Annotated in this window: 16 protein-coding genes and 1 pseudogene; 7 read left to right on the top strand and 10 right to left on the bottom strand. The window is 72.0% G+C overall.

Annotation, left to right across the window (positions count from 1 at the left end):
* Nucleotides 1-29 precede the first annotated feature (29 nt).
* The 5 genes from rpmF to rsmD all read right to left on the bottom strand — a co-directional run bounded on the left by rpmF (nucleotide 30) and on the right by rsmD (nucleotide 2,733).
* Nucleotides 30-203, bottom strand: coding sequence for a 50S ribosomal protein L32 (gene rpmF, locus C6W10_RS13795; RefSeq protein ID WP_089254967.1), 174 nt, complete (start codon nucleotides 201-203; stop codon nucleotides 30-32).
* 8 nt (nucleotides 204-211) lie between these two features.
* A complete protein-coding gene (locus tag C6W10_RS13790) occupies nucleotides 212-775 on the bottom strand; it encodes a DUF177 domain-containing protein (protein WP_107258420.1) in 564 nt (187 codons plus the stop codon).
* Nucleotides 776-903: 128 nt separating this feature from the next.
* Entirely contained in the window at nucleotides 904-1,401 is a 498-nt protein-coding gene (locus C6W10_RS13785) for a hypothetical protein (RefSeq protein WP_107258419.1), read from the bottom strand.
* Nucleotides 1,402-1,669: 268 nt separating this feature from the next.
* Nucleotides 1,670-2,155, bottom strand: a complete 486-nt coding sequence (gene coaD, locus C6W10_RS13780) for a pantetheine-phosphate adenylyltransferase (protein ID WP_107258418.1) — start codon at nucleotides 2,153-2,155, stop codon at nucleotides 1,670-1,672.
* Nucleotides 2,152-2,733 (bottom strand): 16S rRNA (guanine(966)-N(2))-methyltransferase RsmD, encoded by a 582-nt coding sequence (gene rsmD, locus C6W10_RS13775; RefSeq protein WP_107258417.1) that lies wholly within the window; start codon nucleotides 2,731-2,733, stop codon nucleotides 2,152-2,154. Before rsmD ends, coaD begins: the two co-directional genes overlap by 4 nt.
* 420 nt (nucleotides 2,734-3,153) lie before the next feature.
* Here rsmD and C6W10_RS13770 point away from each other — a divergent pair, with 420 nt between their 5' ends.
* The 4 genes and pseudogenes from C6W10_RS13770 (at nucleotide 3,154) to C6W10_RS13755 (ending at nucleotide 6,367) form a co-directional block, all read left to right on the top strand.
* Nucleotides 3,154-4,095 carry a cell wall anchor protein gene (locus C6W10_RS13770; protein ID WP_107258416.1) on the top strand — a complete coding sequence of 314 codons (942 nt, stop codon included), beginning with the start codon at nucleotides 3,154-3,156 and terminating at the stop codon, nucleotides 4,093-4,095.
* Between the two features lie 713 nt (nucleotides 4,096-4,808).
* Nucleotides 4,809-5,159, top strand: a pseudogene (locus C6W10_RS39705) (helix-turn-helix domain-containing protein); the annotation flags it as partial.
* 36 nt (nucleotides 5,160-5,195) lie between these two features.
* Nucleotides 5,196-6,038: a hypothetical protein gene (locus C6W10_RS13760; protein ID WP_234361744.1), complete on the top strand. Its 843-nt coding sequence runs from the start codon at nucleotides 5,196-5,198 to the stop codon at nucleotides 6,036-6,038.
* The gene (locus tag C6W10_RS13755) at nucleotides 6,035-6,367 is read left to right on the top strand and encodes a PCC domain-containing protein (protein WP_107258413.1); all 333 of its coding nucleotides are present in this window, start codon (nucleotides 6,035-6,037) and stop codon (nucleotides 6,365-6,367) included. Before C6W10_RS13760 ends, C6W10_RS13755 begins: the two co-directional genes overlap by 4 nt.
* 13 nt (nucleotides 6,368-6,380) lie before the next feature.
* Here C6W10_RS13755 and recG read toward each other — a convergent pair whose 3' ends face one another.
* Together recG and C6W10_RS13745 are read right to left on the bottom strand one after the other, a co-directional pair.
* Nucleotides 6,381-8,627: an ATP-dependent DNA helicase RecG gene (recG, locus tag C6W10_RS13750; RefSeq protein WP_107258412.1), complete on the bottom strand. Its 2,247-nt coding sequence runs from the start codon at nucleotides 8,625-8,627 to the stop codon at nucleotides 6,381-6,383.
* An 87-nt stretch (nucleotides 8,628-8,714) separates the two neighbouring features.
* Nucleotides 8,715-10,349, bottom strand: coding sequence for a DAK2 domain-containing protein (locus C6W10_RS13745; RefSeq protein ID WP_107258411.1), 1,635 nt, complete (start codon nucleotides 10,347-10,349; stop codon nucleotides 8,715-8,717).
* A 277-nt stretch (nucleotides 10,350-10,626) separates the two neighbouring features.
* Here C6W10_RS13745 and rpmB point away from each other — a divergent pair, with 277 nt between their 5' ends.
* A complete protein-coding gene (rpmB, locus tag C6W10_RS13740) occupies nucleotides 10,627-10,818 on the top strand; it encodes a 50S ribosomal protein L28 (protein WP_101370273.1) in 192 nt (63 codons plus the stop codon).
* 114 nt (nucleotides 10,819-10,932) lie between these two features.
* Here rpmB and C6W10_RS13735 read toward each other — a convergent pair whose 3' ends face one another.
* Together C6W10_RS13735 and C6W10_RS13730 are read right to left on the bottom strand one after the other, a co-directional pair.
* Nucleotides 10,933-11,400 carry a GNAT family N-acetyltransferase gene (locus C6W10_RS13735; RefSeq protein WP_107258410.1) on the bottom strand — a complete coding sequence of 156 codons (468 nt, stop codon included), beginning with the start codon at nucleotides 11,398-11,400 and terminating at the stop codon, nucleotides 10,933-10,935.
* Nucleotides 11,401-11,523: 123 nt separating this feature from the next.
* Entirely contained in the window at nucleotides 11,524-12,462 is a 939-nt protein-coding gene (locus C6W10_RS13730; RefSeq protein ID WP_107258409.1) for a thiamine-phosphate kinase, read from the bottom strand.
* A gap of 215 nt (nucleotides 12,463-12,677) precedes the next feature.
* On the opposite strand from C6W10_RS13730, the gene C6W10_RS13725 reads away from it, so the two are divergent.
* Nucleotides 12,678-12,911: an Lrp/AsnC ligand binding domain-containing protein gene (locus C6W10_RS13725; protein WP_101370271.1), complete on the top strand. Its 234-nt coding sequence runs from the start codon at nucleotides 12,678-12,680 to the stop codon at nucleotides 12,909-12,911.
* Nucleotides 12,912-13,550, top strand: coding sequence for a DUF3515 family protein (locus C6W10_RS13720; RefSeq protein ID WP_107258408.1), 639 nt, complete (start codon nucleotides 12,912-12,914; stop codon nucleotides 13,548-13,550).
* Nucleotides 13,551-13,623: 73 nt separating this feature from the next.
* Here the strand turns inward: C6W10_RS13720 and C6W10_RS13715 are convergent, their stop codons facing one another.
* Nucleotides 13,624-14,718 (bottom strand): D-alanine--D-alanine ligase family protein, encoded by a 1,095-nt coding sequence (locus C6W10_RS13715; protein WP_107258407.1) that lies wholly within the window; start codon nucleotides 14,716-14,718, stop codon nucleotides 13,624-13,626.
* Nucleotides 14,719-14,725: the final 7 nt, after the last annotated feature.

The raw sequence follows: 14,725 nt of genomic DNA, 5'->3' as shown, positions 1-14,725 counted from the left end.
GTCGGTGGCGTCACTCGGTGTCCAGGAGGTCAGACCTCGATGACCTGGCGGCCGTTGTAGGTGCCGCAGACGCTGCAGGCCGCGTGCGGCAGCTTCGGCGACTTGCACTGCGGGCAGGCCACGGTCGCGACCGCCGTGGTCTTCCACTGCGCCCGGCGGGACCGGGTGTTGCTGCGCGACATCTTGCGCTTGGGGACGGCCACGGTTCTTCCTACTCCTCTTGACGGGTCAGTTGCGACAGGCCCGCCCAGCGCGGGTCGACCTGCTGGTGGCTGTGCTCAGCCGGCAGCTCGTCCCAATGCACCCCACACTCGGGGCACAGTCCTGGGCAGTCCTCCCGGCACACCGGGTTGGTCGGCAGTGCGAGCACCACCGCGTCCCGCAGTGCCGGTTCCAGGTCGATCAGGTCGCCCTGCATCCGGCCGACCTCGTCCTCGTCGGTCGTCTCGTCCGTGGTGCTGTGCTCGTAGGCGTACAGCTCCTGGATCGTGACGACCAGCGAGTCCGTGATCGGGCGCAGGCAACGGCCGCACTCGCCCTTGATCGGACCGGTGACGGTCCCGGAGACGAGCACGCCCTCGGACACCGACTCGAGCCTCAGATCGAGGTTCAGGTCCGCGCCCTCCGGCACGCCGATCAGCTCCACGCCGAGGTCCGCCGGTGCCGCCACCGTCCGACTGACCGCACGCAACACTCCAGGTCGGCGCGGCAGCTCCCTCGTGTCGAGGACCAGCGGCGACCTGGGGTTGAGATGGGTCGGCAGATGTTTGGGCATAATCAGACTCCGGCCTGTGCGGGGCCGACGAAACAGGTTACCTGAGCAGGGGGCTTAGCGTCGAACCGGGGCGAGCCGACCGACCCGCGAGGGTACGGCAGCCCGCCCCGACGATCCGGACACTACGCTCAGAACGGCAGCGGCCGCTCGTTTTCCTCCCCCACGAACGTGCCGATCTCGCGCAGCGCGTGCATCTTGTCCCGGCCGCGCTCGATCGAGGCGAGTGCCCGGGTCAGGAACTGCTCGAAGTTGGCCAGCGCGGTGTCGACGTAGTCGTCGACCTCCTCGCGTAGCCGCTGGGCCTCGGCCCTGGCCTCGGCGATGATCCGGGCGCCCTCGTGCTCGGCGGAGACGGTGATCTCGTTGACCGAGACCAGCCGGGCGTGCTCCGCCTCACCCTCGCTGATGATCCGGTCCGCCTCGCGCTTGCCGGCGTCCATGATCTTGTCGCGCTCTTCCAGCAGCGCCGCCGCCCGGCGCAGTTCGACAGGCAGCTCGACACGCAGTTCCTCAAGGGCGCCGATCATCTCGGCGCGGTCGACCATGGCGTTGTTGCGGGACATCGGGACGGATCGCGCCGTCTCCACCATGCCGATGATCTCGTCTATGCGATCGAGCGGGTCCACCGGTACCTCACTCCCGTCGTTACTTCGGTCGACATACATGATGGGGCGTCGGACCGGATTACTGCTCAACCAATGATGCGGTGCGGTCCGTACCCGACCGGCGATCGACCCGGGACCGGCGCGTCGCAGGGCTTGCGGAGCTGGGCCGGAGCGCGGTCGTCGCCGGTTTTCCCACCGGCGGCGGCTTCTCCACCGGCGGGCCTTCTCACCGGCGGGGCCGGTGTCGGCCGGCGCCCGGGACGGGCGCGGCCGCGCGGACGCCGGCCGGTCAGGAGCCGGGGCGGACCAGCCGCTCCCGCAGCCGCTCGCGGACCACGTCCGGTACGTGCGGCGAGACGTCGCCGCCCCACTTCGCCACGTCCTTGACCAGACTCGACGAGAGAAACGAGTGCAGCGGGCTGGTGGGCATGAAGAGGGTCTCGACGCCGGCCAGCCCGATGTTCATCTGGGCCATCTGCAACTCGTAGTCGAAGTCGCTGACCGCGCGCAGGCCGCGCACCACCACGCCGGCCTGCTGGGTCCGGCAGAAGTCGACCAGCAGCCCCTGGAACGACTCCACCCGGACGTTGCCGTAGGAGCCGGTCACCTCGCGGAGCATCTCGATCCGCTCTTCGACGGTGAACAGCCCGCGCTTGGACTCGTTGATCAGCACGCCGACGATCACCTCGTCGAAGAGCCGGCTGGCCCGGCCGATGATGTCGAGGTGACCGTTGGTGACCGGATCGAAGGAGCCGGGACAGACCGCACGTCTCACGATCGGCGACCGTACCAAAGAGTGGTCTCGCCGTAACGGCGGCTGCGCTGCGCAGTGATTCCCTGCACCCAGTCGACCTCGCCGGTCCGGGTGGACCGCTCGATCACCAGCAGGGCGTCCGGGGCCAGCCAGCCCTGGTCGCGCAGCGCGGCCTGGACGACCGCCAGCTCCGCATCGGGTACGGCGTAGGGCGGGTCGGCGAAGACGACGTCGTAGGGGCCACCCTCGGGCGGAGTACCGAGCACCTGGGCGACCTTGCCGGTCACCAGCCGGGCGGTGCCGGCCACCGGGCTGGCCGGGGTCGAGCGCAGCGCGGCCAGGTTCTCCCGGATGGTCCGGGCGGCCCGGGGATCGGACTCGACCAGCAGCACCTGGGCGGCGCCCCGGGAGAGCGCCTCCAGGCCGACCGCGCCCGAGCCGGCGTAGAGGTCGGCGAAGCGGGCGCCGGTCAGCTCGATGGTCGCCTCGATGGCGCTGAACAACGCCTCCCGGACCCGGTCGCTGGTCGGCCGGGTCCGATCGCCCGGCGGGGCGGCGATGCGGCGCCCGCCGAGTACGCCCGCCACGATCCGGGTCATCCCGATGTCTCCGGCATGGACGTCTGCTCCATGACAGCGACGCTACGCGACCCGGCGGTCCTGCCGGTTCGGGCGGGCGGCAACACCCTTGGGATGAAACGGCAACACCCTTGCGATGAACCGCAACACCCTTGGGATGAACGGAAACAGACAAACAGGCACGGCGCACACACCGAGTGAAATAGGTTCACTACCGCCCGTGGATCAATAATCTCGAATTGACAACATCATCGTTAGAGGACCCTGAAGGCTGTTTCTGTACCACGCCAATCGCTAAGGTCGTGCGCTGTGCCGGCTGCGTCTTGCCGGTGCCTACGACGTCGGGGAGGCGGTTCTCGCAGGTCGAGCGCCACCCCATGGCGCCCCCGCTCGCCTCCCACCCGCGTCGTACCATGACGCCCTCATCTCTCAGGAGTACGCGTGATCCGTCCTAAGCTGTCGCTCCGGCGATCGGCTGCCGTCCTCGGGGCCGCCTTCCTCGGCCTCGGCGCGGCAGTCGCGATTGCGGCACCGGCCAGCGCCCACCACCCCGAGATCTACGGCAAGTACTGCAAGGTCGAGGGGAGCAACAACTACGAGTTCCAGTGGACGGTCGGCAACAGCGAGAACATCAAGGGTGAGGTCATCCGGGTCGAGCCCGGCCCGGTCGGTGACATCAAGGTCGGCGCCGAGATGAACCCGAAGGGTGGCGCACCACTCACCGGCACCGAGACCCGTACCCGGTCGAACGGAAAGCTCGACAAGAGCCTGCTCGTCGAGGCCAAGTGGAAGCGCCCCGACCGCGTTCTCAAGGAGCACCGCAAGGTCGACGCCCAGGACATGGGCAAGTGCAAGACCCCGCCCACCACGCCGCCGACCACCCCGCCGACGACTCCGCCGGCCACCCCGACCCCGGAGCCGACGCCGTCCGCGACGCCGACCCCGGAGCCGACCCCGTCGACCACCCCCACCCCGGAGCCGACCCCGTCGGTCACCCCGGAGCCGGTCGAGCCGGTGGGCACCTACGAGTCCACCTGTGACGAGCTGATCATCACGCTCGAGAACACCACCGACGCGGAGATCAGCGTCGTCCTCACCCCGAACGAGGGCGAGGCCAAGACCCTGACCGTGGCCCCGGGCGAGACCGGCAGCGTCAAGTTCCCGGCCGAGGAGGGCCTGACCGTCACCCCCAGTGGTGAGGGCCTGGAGGGCGAGCCGATCGTCTACGAGAAGCCGGAGGACTGCGGTGGCGGCGGCGGTGGCGAACTGCCGCTGACCGGTGCCGCTGCCGGTGGCATCGCGGGTGGCGCGGTGCTGCTGCTCGCCGCCGGTGTGGTGCTCTACATCGTGGCCCGCCGCCGTCGGGTGACCTTCACCGCCTGATCGGTAGCGACCGCACCAACTGAACCAACCGCCTGAGGGCGCGTCGACCGGAAACGGTCGGCGCGCCCTCAGCGTTTTTCGCAGGTCAGGGGGCGCGGTTGCGGGGTACCCAGTAGACGATGCGACCGGCCAACAGCGCCGGGTGTACGTCGGGTAGGTCTTGAATCGCCCTCGTGAGTTGGGCAGCGAGATAGATGAGCAAGCCCGTCCGGTCGTTCCGGTAGACGTGCAGAAGCATCCGGCGGGCGATGGAGCACGGCCACTCGGCCCCACAGGCACGGCACCGGAACGACGGCCGCATTGGCGTATGGGGTCGGCGCGGGGCGTGCGGCCGGGTCATACCCGCTCGACGCCTTGGGCCGGCTCGACGTATCCACTGCGGCGCGCCTGACCGTGCGTCAGCCCGCTCACCCGGCCGATCTCCCGGCAGCCGGTCGGGGAATTCCAGAGCGGGTGGCTGTTTCTCGGGCGGCGGTGGACCGGCGGGGACGGGACGTCCGAGGCCACGGCCGCAGGCACCCGAACTGCCTCGCGGTACGCGGTTCGGGTCAGTGGCGACACCTTCGGCGCGTACGGCATCGGAACCTGCCCGATGGCGTCCGGGCAGGTCCACCGGAATCCGCAGCGGCAGTAACGCCAGAAGCGGCGCCAGTCTCGACGGTGCGGCGGCCTGGGTCGTCGAAGACAATTCATGTCCCCTCCTCTACTGAAAGATGGAGGCGGGACGGCGCCCAGACGCAGATACTTCGAGCGCCACCCCGCCGGCAACCCCCGCCCGTCCGTGCAGGTTGCGGGTCGGGTCCGAGCAGGGGTGCTTGCTACCACTCTGTATCTGCACCGTCTACGCTCGGGAGCCATACCTGTGCCGCAACAAAGGTGCGGCAACCGGAGTGGAGATGAGAACCGGACCGGAACTACGGCAGGCACGGCGCGCAGCCGACCTCACACTCGCCCAGGTCGCGGGTCTCGGTGGCCTGTCCACAAGCCATCTGTCCCGGATCGAGTCCGGTGAGCGGCCCGTCACGCCAGCCACGATCGAGCTGTACCAACGGGCGATACGGCGGACGCTGACGGAGTCACCGTCGCCTACCGTTGACGACGTGAGACGCAAGGACTTTCTCGCGCTGACGGGCGCTACCGTCGCTGGCGCCGTCGCTGGCGCCCCACCGGTCGTTGACCTGGACGAGTGCGCCCAGTGGATCGCGTGGGAGATCTGGCGCGGAGACGGACGCGAGCTACCCGAGAGCTTGATACCGGCTGCCCTGCGACCTGCCACGGCTCAGCTCGTACAGCGTCGCCAACTCGTCCGAACCCCCGCCGGAGTCGTACGCTTCCCTCACCCGGGCCTACTCGATTTTCACCTGGCCTGCCGGGTCTTCGACGGCATCGCCACGGGCACGAGCGGACAGCTTGAGACCGCGCAAACCAGCCATGCGACCGACCTCGTGATCCGCGAGTTCGTCGAGCAGGACCCGGCCAGCGAAGCGACCCTCAGCCGCTGGATGAGCGGTGGCGCGACAGAGATACTGCGAGTGAACGCGGCCGGCATCCTGGCCAAGGTCGACGCGCCCGAGACGGCCGATCGGGTCATAGCGGCTCTGCGGACTGACGAGGCGATGCGCACGCTGTACCTGACCGCCGTCGCGAGCCGGGTACTCGGGCTGTCCTGGGCACTCGCGATCCAACTTGCCCAGGGGTCGAGCGTCGTCGGGCCAGAAGCTGCACTGAAGCTCGCGGAAGAGCTACGCAATCCACGGGACGCGGCGGCCCGATGGTGTAGCGCGGTGCTCCTGCACGCGGCCAACGCGACCAGCCGGGAGGCGGTGAAGGCTGCCGTCACCGATGCCCTGCGGACCGAGAGAGCAGCCGAGAACCTACGCACCATGGCGGCGCTCCTGGCGGGTGCGGACCCGATCACGACGACAGCAGAGAGGTCCCGATGATCCTCGTTTCCGTGCAGCCCGGCCAGGAAGTCATGGCGACGCTGAAGGCCGAGCTTCAGGCACGTGGCGTCACGAACGGCGCGATCGTGTCGCTGATCGGGGCCGTCGAGGGCTGTGCGATCTCGACGATGGCGGCCGATGACTACTCCAAGGACATCGTCACGGAGTACGAGGAGCCGATGGAGCTGACCGGGACCGGTGAGGTCAAGGACGGCGAGGTGCACGTACACGTCGTACTCGGCCGGCAGGGCGACGAGGCGAAGGCCGGTCATCTGCACTGGGGCAGGGTCGAACACTTCTTCGTCAACGCCTACGTATTGGCGCTGTGACGCTGGCTGACCGTCAGCCCTTCTCCAGGTATTCGGCGCGTTCCTCGTCGACCAGGGCAGCCACCGAGGCGGCCAGCGCCGGATGCCGGTCCAGCTCCGGATCCTCCTCGACCAGCGCGATCGCCTCGACCCGAGCGTCCCGGATCAGTTCCGCGTCACGCAGCAGCGAGAGCAGCCGCAGGTGCGAGCGCCGTCCGGACTGGGTCGCCCCGAGTACGTCGCCCTCCCGCCGCTGCTCCAGGTCGAGTTCGGCCAGCCGGAACCCGTCGGTGGTGGAGGCGACCGCGTCCAGCCGCTCCCGGGCCGGCGACTCCTCGACGGCCTCGGTGACCAGCAGGCAGAGCCCGGCCGCCGAACCCCGGCCCACCCGACCCCGCAACTGGTGCAGTTGGGAGACGCCGAACCGGTCCGCGTCGAGCACGATCATCACGGTCGCGTTCGGCACGTCGACCCCGACCTCGATCACCGTCGTCGCCACCAGCACGTCCAGCTCGCCGGCCGCGAAGGTGCGCATCACCGAGTCCTTCTCGTCGGCCGGCAGCCGGCCGTGCAGTACGCCGATCCGCAGCCCGTGCAGTGGGCCCTCGGCGAGCAGTGGGGCCACCTCGGCCACCGCCAGCGGGGGACGTCGGCCGTCCTCGCCGACCGCGCCGACCTCCTCGGCGGTCGCCGCCTGGTCGCCGATGCGCGGGCAGACGACGTACGCCTGGTGTCCGGCGGCGACCTCCTCGCGCAGCCGGCGCCAGGCCCGGTCCAGATAGGCCGGCTTCTCCGCCGCCGGTACGACGTGCGAGGCGATCGGCGACCGGCCGCGCGGCAACTGGGAGAGGGTGGAGATCTCCAGGTCGCCGTAGACGGTCATCGCCACGGTGCGCGGGATCGGTGTCGCCGTCATCACCAGTACGTGTGGCGGCTGCTCGGCCTTGGCGCGCAGCGCGTCCCGCTGTTCGACACCGAACCGGTGCTGCTCGTCGACCACCACCAGTCCGAGGTCGGCGAAGTCGACGCCCTCGTAGAGCAGGGCGTGCGTGCCGACCACGATTCCGGCCTCCCCGGCGGCGACGGTCTCCAGGGCACGTCGCCGGGCCGCCGCGCCGAGCGAGCCGGTGACCAGGGTCAGCCGGGTACCGTCCGGGTCGCCGTCCAGCTCGCCCCGTCGACCGAGCGGGCCGAGCAGGTCGAGCATGCCCCGGTAGTGCTGCGCGGCGAGTACCTCGGTCGGGGCCAGCAGCGCGGCCTGGCCGCCCGCGTCGACCACCTGGAGCATCGCGCGCAGCGCGCAGACCGTCTTGCCGGAGCCCACCTCGCCCTGGAGCAGCCGGTGCATCGGATGGGCGGTACCGAGATCGGCCGCGACCTCCTCGCCGACCGCGCGCTGCCCGGCGGTCAGCTCGTACGGCAACCGGGCGTCGAAGGCGGTCAGCAGCCCGCCCTCGCGGCGCGGCCGGGGCTTCGCCGGCCAGGCCGCCGCCCGGTGCTTGCGCTGCACCAGCGTCAGTTGCAGGGCGAACGCCTCGTCCCACTTCAACCGGTGCCGGGCCCGGTACAGCTCCTCCTTGCTCGCCGGCCGGTGGATCTCGCGCAGCGCGGTGGCGAGCCCGACCAGGTTCCGGGTGGCCCGCAGCGTCGCCGGCAGCGGGTCCTCCGGTGGGGTGACGGTGTCCAGCACCACCCGGACGCAGCGGGCGATCACCCAGGTCGGCACCGCCGCCGCGGCCGGGTAGACCGGGATCAGCGCGCCGGCGAACTCCTCGATCTCCTCGCCCAGCTCGCCACCGGCGCCGGGCTCGCCACCGCCGGAGCCGTCGCCGAGCAGGACGTACTCCGGGCCGTTGAGCTGGCGCTTGCCCCGGAACTCGGTGACCTTGCCGGCGAACATGCCCCAGCGGCCGGGTTTGAGGTCCCGTTCCCGCCACGCCTGGTTGCCGAAGAAGGTGAGCGTCAGCACGCCGCCGGAGCCGTCCCCGACGGTCACCTCCAGCAGGTTTCCCCGGCGCTGGCGCATCGGCCGGACCGCCGTACGCTGCACCTGGCCGAGCACGGTGACCTGCTCCCCCACCTCCAGGGAGCGGATGTCGGTGTGCTCGCCCCGCTCGTCGTAGCGGCGGGGGAAGTGGTAGAGCAGGTCGCCGGCCGTGTGCAGGTCGAGGTGGCTGGCGAGCGCCTTCGCCGTCTTCTCGCCGACCAGCTTGCGCAGCGGCGTCTCCAGGTCGGCCGAGGTCGCTTCGGTGCCGGCCGAGGTCGGTCGGTTCGCAGTCATCGGCCCCCCACGAGCGCTCTCATCCAGCTCTCCACCAGCACCGTCATCCGACTTCCCCGGCACCCTCGGGCGGCTTCCCCGGCAGCGTCATTCGACTCCCACCAGCAGGGGATAGAACGGCTGGCCGCCGGAGTAGTGGTGCACCTCGACGAAGGGCCAGCGCCGGGCCAGGTGGGCCCGGAGGACCTCGGCCAGCTCCTCCGGGGCGTCGGCGCCGAGCAGCAGGGTGACCAGCTCACCGCCGCCGCCGAGCATCCGGTCGAGCAGAGCCGCGCAGGTCTGCACCAGGTCACCGCCGATCAGGTGCACCTCGCCGTCCACCAGCCCGAGCACGTCGCCGGGCTGGCACCGCCCGGCCACCGTGAGCGCCTCCCGGGAGGCGTGGCAGACCTCGGCGTACCGGCAGGCACCGGCCGCCTCGGCCATCGCGATCACGTCGTCGGCGAACCGGCGGGCCGGGTCCCGGACCGCGAGGGCGGCCAGCGCCTGCACCGGAGAGCGGGTCGGCACCACGCTCACCGATATCCCGAGCTGCTGCGCCTCCTCCGCCGCCACCCGGGCCACCGCCTGGGCGTTCGGGTCGTTCGGCAGCACCACCACCCGGGACGCGCCGGTCGACCGGACCGCCGCGAGCAGCTCTCCGGCGGACGGGTTGCCGTCCACCACGGTCGCACCCTCCGCGGCGAAGATCGCGGCCAGGCCGGGACCGGACGCGACCACCACCGCCGCCCGTTCCGGCGCGTCCGGCTCGGGCTGCTCCGCCGGGGCCGCCGCCGGGAGCTGGTCGGAGAAGCGGGTGACCGAGATCTGGTACGGCCGGCCGGCCAGCACGCCGGCCTCGATGGCCGCCCCGACGTCGTTGACGTGTACGTGCACGTTCCAGGTCGACGGGCCGGTGGGCCCCGCCTCGTCCCCGACGACCACCAGCGAGTCGCCCAGCCGGGCGAGTTCGGCCCGGAGCCGGCGTACGGCCGCAAGGTCGGCGTCGAGCAGGAACTGCACCTCGTAGGCGTACTCGGTCGAGCCGGTCTCCCGGGCGGCCGCCAGCGGCCGGCGCGGCGGTGCCGGTGCGGCTTCCGGCCGCTCCGGCGCGGCGCCGGTGACCACCTCGACCAGCGCGTCCAACAGGACGCAGAAGCCGCGTCCGCCCGCGTCCACCACACCGGCCCGGGCCAGCGCCGGCAACTGCTCCGGGGTACGCGCCAGCGCCTCGTCGGCGGCCGTTGCGGCGGCCCGGGTCACCGCCGCGAGATCGTCGGTGCCGGCCCGTTCGGCGGCGGTCGCGGCGGCGGCGGCCACGGTGAGCAGGGTCCCCTCGACCGGCTCGGCGACCGCGCCGTACGCCGCCGTGCTGGCCGCCCGCAGCGCCGTCGCGAGCGCCCGGCCCCGGACCTCCGGGGTGCCGGCGAGGGCGTCGGCCAGGCCGCGCAGGATCTGCGAGACGATCACTCCCGAGTTGCCCCGGGCGCCGAGCAGCGCGCCCCGGGCCAGCAGCCGCAGCACCCTGACGTGCGCCGGCTGTCCCGCAACGTCCGGATCGTCCCGCTCCATCCGCAGCGCCTGCTCGGCCGAGGTCATCGTGAGCACCAGGTTGGTGCCGGTGTCGCCGTCGGGAACCGGATAGACGTTGAGCTGGTTGATCTCGTCCTGGTGCCGCCTGAGCGCGGCCAACCCGCCCGCACACCACCGGCGCAGGGCCACGGCGTCGAGGGTCTCCAGCACGGCCAGAAGCCTACTGGCGTACCCTGACGCCCCGCTGGCACCGCCGCACCACGAGTGGGCACCGGGCAGGCGTCTCCGCCGCGCTCCTCCGGCATCTCCGGGCGTCTTCGGGCGTCTCCCGGGCGTCCGTCTCCCGGGCGTCTTCGGGCGGCGCGGCGGCCGGTCCGGACCGGCGGGAGCCGATTCGCACGGCGACCGGCGCATCGGGTACCCTGGCCAGGTTGCCCGGGCAGCACCCTGCCGGCAACCTGACGACGATCAATCCCAGGAGTATCCCGTGGCTAGCGTGTGCGACATCTGTGGCAAGGGGCCTGGCTTCGGCCACAACGTGTCCCACTCGCACCGGCGGACCAACCGTCGCTGGAACCCCAACATCCAGTCGGTGCGTACCCCGGCGGGTGGCGGCACGACCCGCAAGCTCAAGGTCTGCACCTCGTGCATCAAGGCCGGCAAGGTCGCCCGCGCCTGACCCACCCCTGGGCAGACCCTGAAGCACGGACAGCCGCCGGAGCACCGCTCCGGCGGCTGTCGCTGTCTGTACCAGCCCGGCCCCTGCCGGCCCCGGTCGGCGTCAGAGTCGGCGTCAGAGCGCCCGGCCGAACGAGAGGACGCCCGGCTCGTTCCGGTAGTAGCCGAAGTCCGGAATCCGCTGGTAACCGCTGCCCTGGTAGAGGGCGATCGCCTCGGGCTGCCGGTCGCCACACTCCAGGATCAGCCGGCGCCGCCCGTACTCCCGGGCGGAGTCCTCGACCGCCGACAGCACCTGGCGGGCTACGCCGCGACCGCGAGCCACCGGTGAGACGTACATCCGCTTGAGTTCGGCGACGTCGCCGGCCCCGTCGTGGGTACGCCAGCCGGCGCAGCCGACCGGCACCTCGTCCAGGTACGCCACCAGGAACGCCCCGGCGGGCGGCTCGAACTCGGTCGCCGCCACGGGTGTCTCGTCGCCCCCGCCGCCGTAGCGCTGCGCCAGGTCGGCCAGTGCGGCATCGACCAGCTCCCGGGCCACCGGGGAATCGTAGGGAACGACGCGAATGTCCAGCTCACTCACCCGGTGAAGGGTACGACCCGCACCCGGCCCCCACCGATCTGCCCCGTGCGTGATCACCGACACAGAAGCCGGCACACCGGACGGCGCGACGGACGGCGCACCGGACGGCGCGACCGGCGCCGGTCAGCGGAAGTGGTCCCAGCCACCCGATCCCTTGTAGTCCCGCCCGTCCACGGTCACCCCGGCACCGTGCACGACGTGCCCGATCAGCCGGAAACCGCCCGGCAGCGGCAGGTCCTCCGGGAACGTCGCCACCAGCGCGTGGTCGTCGCCACCGCCGAGGACCCAGGCCAGCGGGTCCACCCCGAGCGCGTGCGCGGCGTCCCGCATCTGCTCCGGCACCTCGAACGCGCCGCCGAGCAGGTCGATGCCGACCCGGCTGGCCGTCGCCACGTGACCGAGGTCGGCCAGCAGCCCGTCCGAGACGTCGATCATGGCCGTGGCGCCGAACCGGGCCGCCGACGGTCCCGCCGCGTACGGCACCTCCGGCCGCCGGTACGCCTCGACCAGTACCTTCGGGGTGCGGAACCCGCGCGACAGCACGGTGTAGCCGGCGGCGGCGTAGCCGAGCCGGCCGGCGAGCGCGACGACGTCGCCGGCCCGCGCCCCGCTGCGTACCACCGGAGCCTGCCCCGCCAGGTCGCCGAGGGCGGTCACCGCGATGGTCAGGGTGGGGCTGGCCGACATGTCCCCGCCGACCACACTCGCCCCGACCTTGGCCGCCTCCGCCGCCAGGCCGTCGGCCAGCTCCTCCGCCCACTGCACCTCCAGGTCGGGCGGCATGCAGAGCGCGACGAGCAGCGCGGTCGGCACCGCGCCCATCGCCGCCACGTCGGCCAGGTTCGCCGCGGCGGCCCGATGCCCGATGTCCACCGCGCTCGCCCAGTCGCGGCGGAAGTGCCGACCCTCGACCAGTACGTCCGTGGAGGCGACCACCCGGCCGTCGGGTGCGTGCACCACCGCCGCGTCGTCGCCGGGCCCGAGCAGCGTGGCGTGTCCGCTGCCCAGCCGGGCGGTGACCCGGGCGATCAGACCGAACTCGCCGGCCCGCGCGACGCTCACACCGACCCCCGGGCACGCTCGGCAGCCGGACCTGCCGGGCCGGTCGCCGGTCGCGGCCGCCGGTTTCCGGGTACCTCCGGAGCCGGCACCGCACCCGCACCCGGCCGGCCGATTCGATCGCTCATCGTGTCTCCTCCGACCACCGATCGGGATCCGCCCTGCTCCGTACGGTATTTTCACGGTCTAGCCGCTCGGCGGCGGACGGGAGGCGGGTCGTGGTCCAGGCGTACATCCTCATCCAGACTGAGGTCGGAAGGGCACGTGACGTGGCCGCGCACATCTCGGATATTCCCGGAGTCGTCCGCGTCGACGCCGTCACCGGCCCGTACGACGTGGTCGTGCTCACCGAGGCACACACCGTCGACGAGCTGGGCAAGATGATCGTCAGCAAGGTGCAGTTGGTGCCCGGCATCACCCGCACGCTGACCTGCTCCGTGGTCCGGTTGTAGATGGCGCGGAGCACCAGGCCCAGCCAGCCGGAGGCGGCGACCACCGGGCCGGCGGACCGGCCGGCCGAGGCCGGACCGGACCGGACCACCCGGCAGGCGGCGCTCTGGGCGACCGTGGTCGCCCTGCCGCTGACCGCTCTCGTCGCGGTGCTGGTCTTCGGCCAGCTCAGCCCGGATCCGGTCGCAAAGCCCGCTCCGACGCCGACCTCGGCCGCGCCGCAGGCGAGCACGCCGGTGCAGATGGCGGCCCCGACCCTGGCCGAACGGCCGGCCACGGTCTGCCGGGCCCTGCTGTCACGGCTGCCGGCCACCCTCCGCAGCCTCGGCCAGCGACCGGTCACCGCCGGCCCGGAGCAGAACGCCGCGTACGGCGACCCGGCCATCACCCTCGCCTGCGGCGTTGCCCCGCCGGCCGTTCCGGACGTACCCGACCTGTGGATGGTCAACAACGTCTGCTGGCTCACCGAGCATCGCGACGGCGGCCTGGTGCTGACCACTGTGGACCGTGAGGTGCCGGTCCGGCTCAGCGTGCCGGCCGGGCAGGAGCAGACGGTGCAGTGGGCGGCACCGGTGTCGGAGTCCCTGGTCGCCTCCGTGCCGTCGTTGCCGCAGATTCCCAGCGGCTGCACCGGGGGCTGACCACCGCCACGAGCCGGCGGCACCCGGAGGGGCAGCGCCGGCCGCGCCCGGACGGGCAGCGAACGGACGCTGGTCAATGCAGACCGGTGCCTCGACGCAGCGCGGTCCGGATCAGCCGGTTCACCAGCTTCGGGTACTCCAGCCCGGTCGCCGCCCACATCTGCGGGAACATCGAGGTGGGTGTGAAGCCCGGCATGGTGTTGATCTCGTTGAGATAGACGTCCAGTTCCGGTGTGACGAAGAAGTCGACCCGGGCCAGACCGGCGCAGTCCAGCGCGCTGAACGTGCGGCAGGCGTACTCCTGCACCTGCCGGGTCACCCGGTCCGGCAACTCGGCCGGGATGTCGTAGTCGCTGGCGTCGAGGTATTTCGCCTCGAAGTCGTAGAAGTCGTGCTCGACCACCCGGATCTCGGCCAGCAGCGACGCCTCCGGGCCACCGCCGGCCTCGGCCTCCAGCACCCCGCACTCGATCTCCCGGCCGATGATCGCGGCCTCGACCAGCACCTTCGGGTCGACCTGTCGGGCCAGCGCGACGGCCTCGTCGAGGTCCGCCCAGTCGGAGACCTTGCTGATCCCGACCGACGAACCCGCCCGGGACGGCTTGACGAAGACGGGCAGCCCGAGCCGCTCCTTGTCCTCCTCGGTGAGGCTGACCCCGCTGCGCAGCACCGCGTACGGCCCCACCGGGATGCCCTCGGCGATCGCCAGCTTCTTGGTGAACTCCTTGTCCATCGCCGCCGCCGAGGCGAAGACGTTCGCGCCGACGTACGGGATGCCGGCCATCTCCAGCAGTCCCTGGATGGTGCCGTCCTCGCCGTACGCGCCGTGCAGCGCCGGAAAGACCACGTCGACCCCGGCGAGTGCCTGGGGCCCCTGGGCCGGGTCCAGCACCATCAGGCCGTCGCCGGTCGGGTCGGCCGGCAACACCACGGTCGATCCGGCGGCGGCGGTGATCTCCGGTAGTCGCCGGTCGGTGATGGCGAACTGGGCCGGATCACCGTCGGTCAGCACCCACTGACCCGCCCGGGTGATGCCCACCGGGACCACGTCGAATTCGTCGGGGTCGAGGGCGGCCAGGATGCTGCCGGCGCTGACGCAGGAGATGGCGTGTTCCGTGCTGCGGCCGCCGAAGACGAGGGCCACACGGGTCTTGCCTGGGGTGGTCACTCCGGTC

Source organism: Plantactinospora sp. BB1, from assembly GCF_003030385.1.
Taxonomy (GTDB): Bacteria; Actinomycetota; Actinomycetes; order Mycobacteriales; family Micromonosporaceae; genus Plantactinospora.
This window is presented reverse-complemented; position numbering and strand designations above follow the sequence as displayed.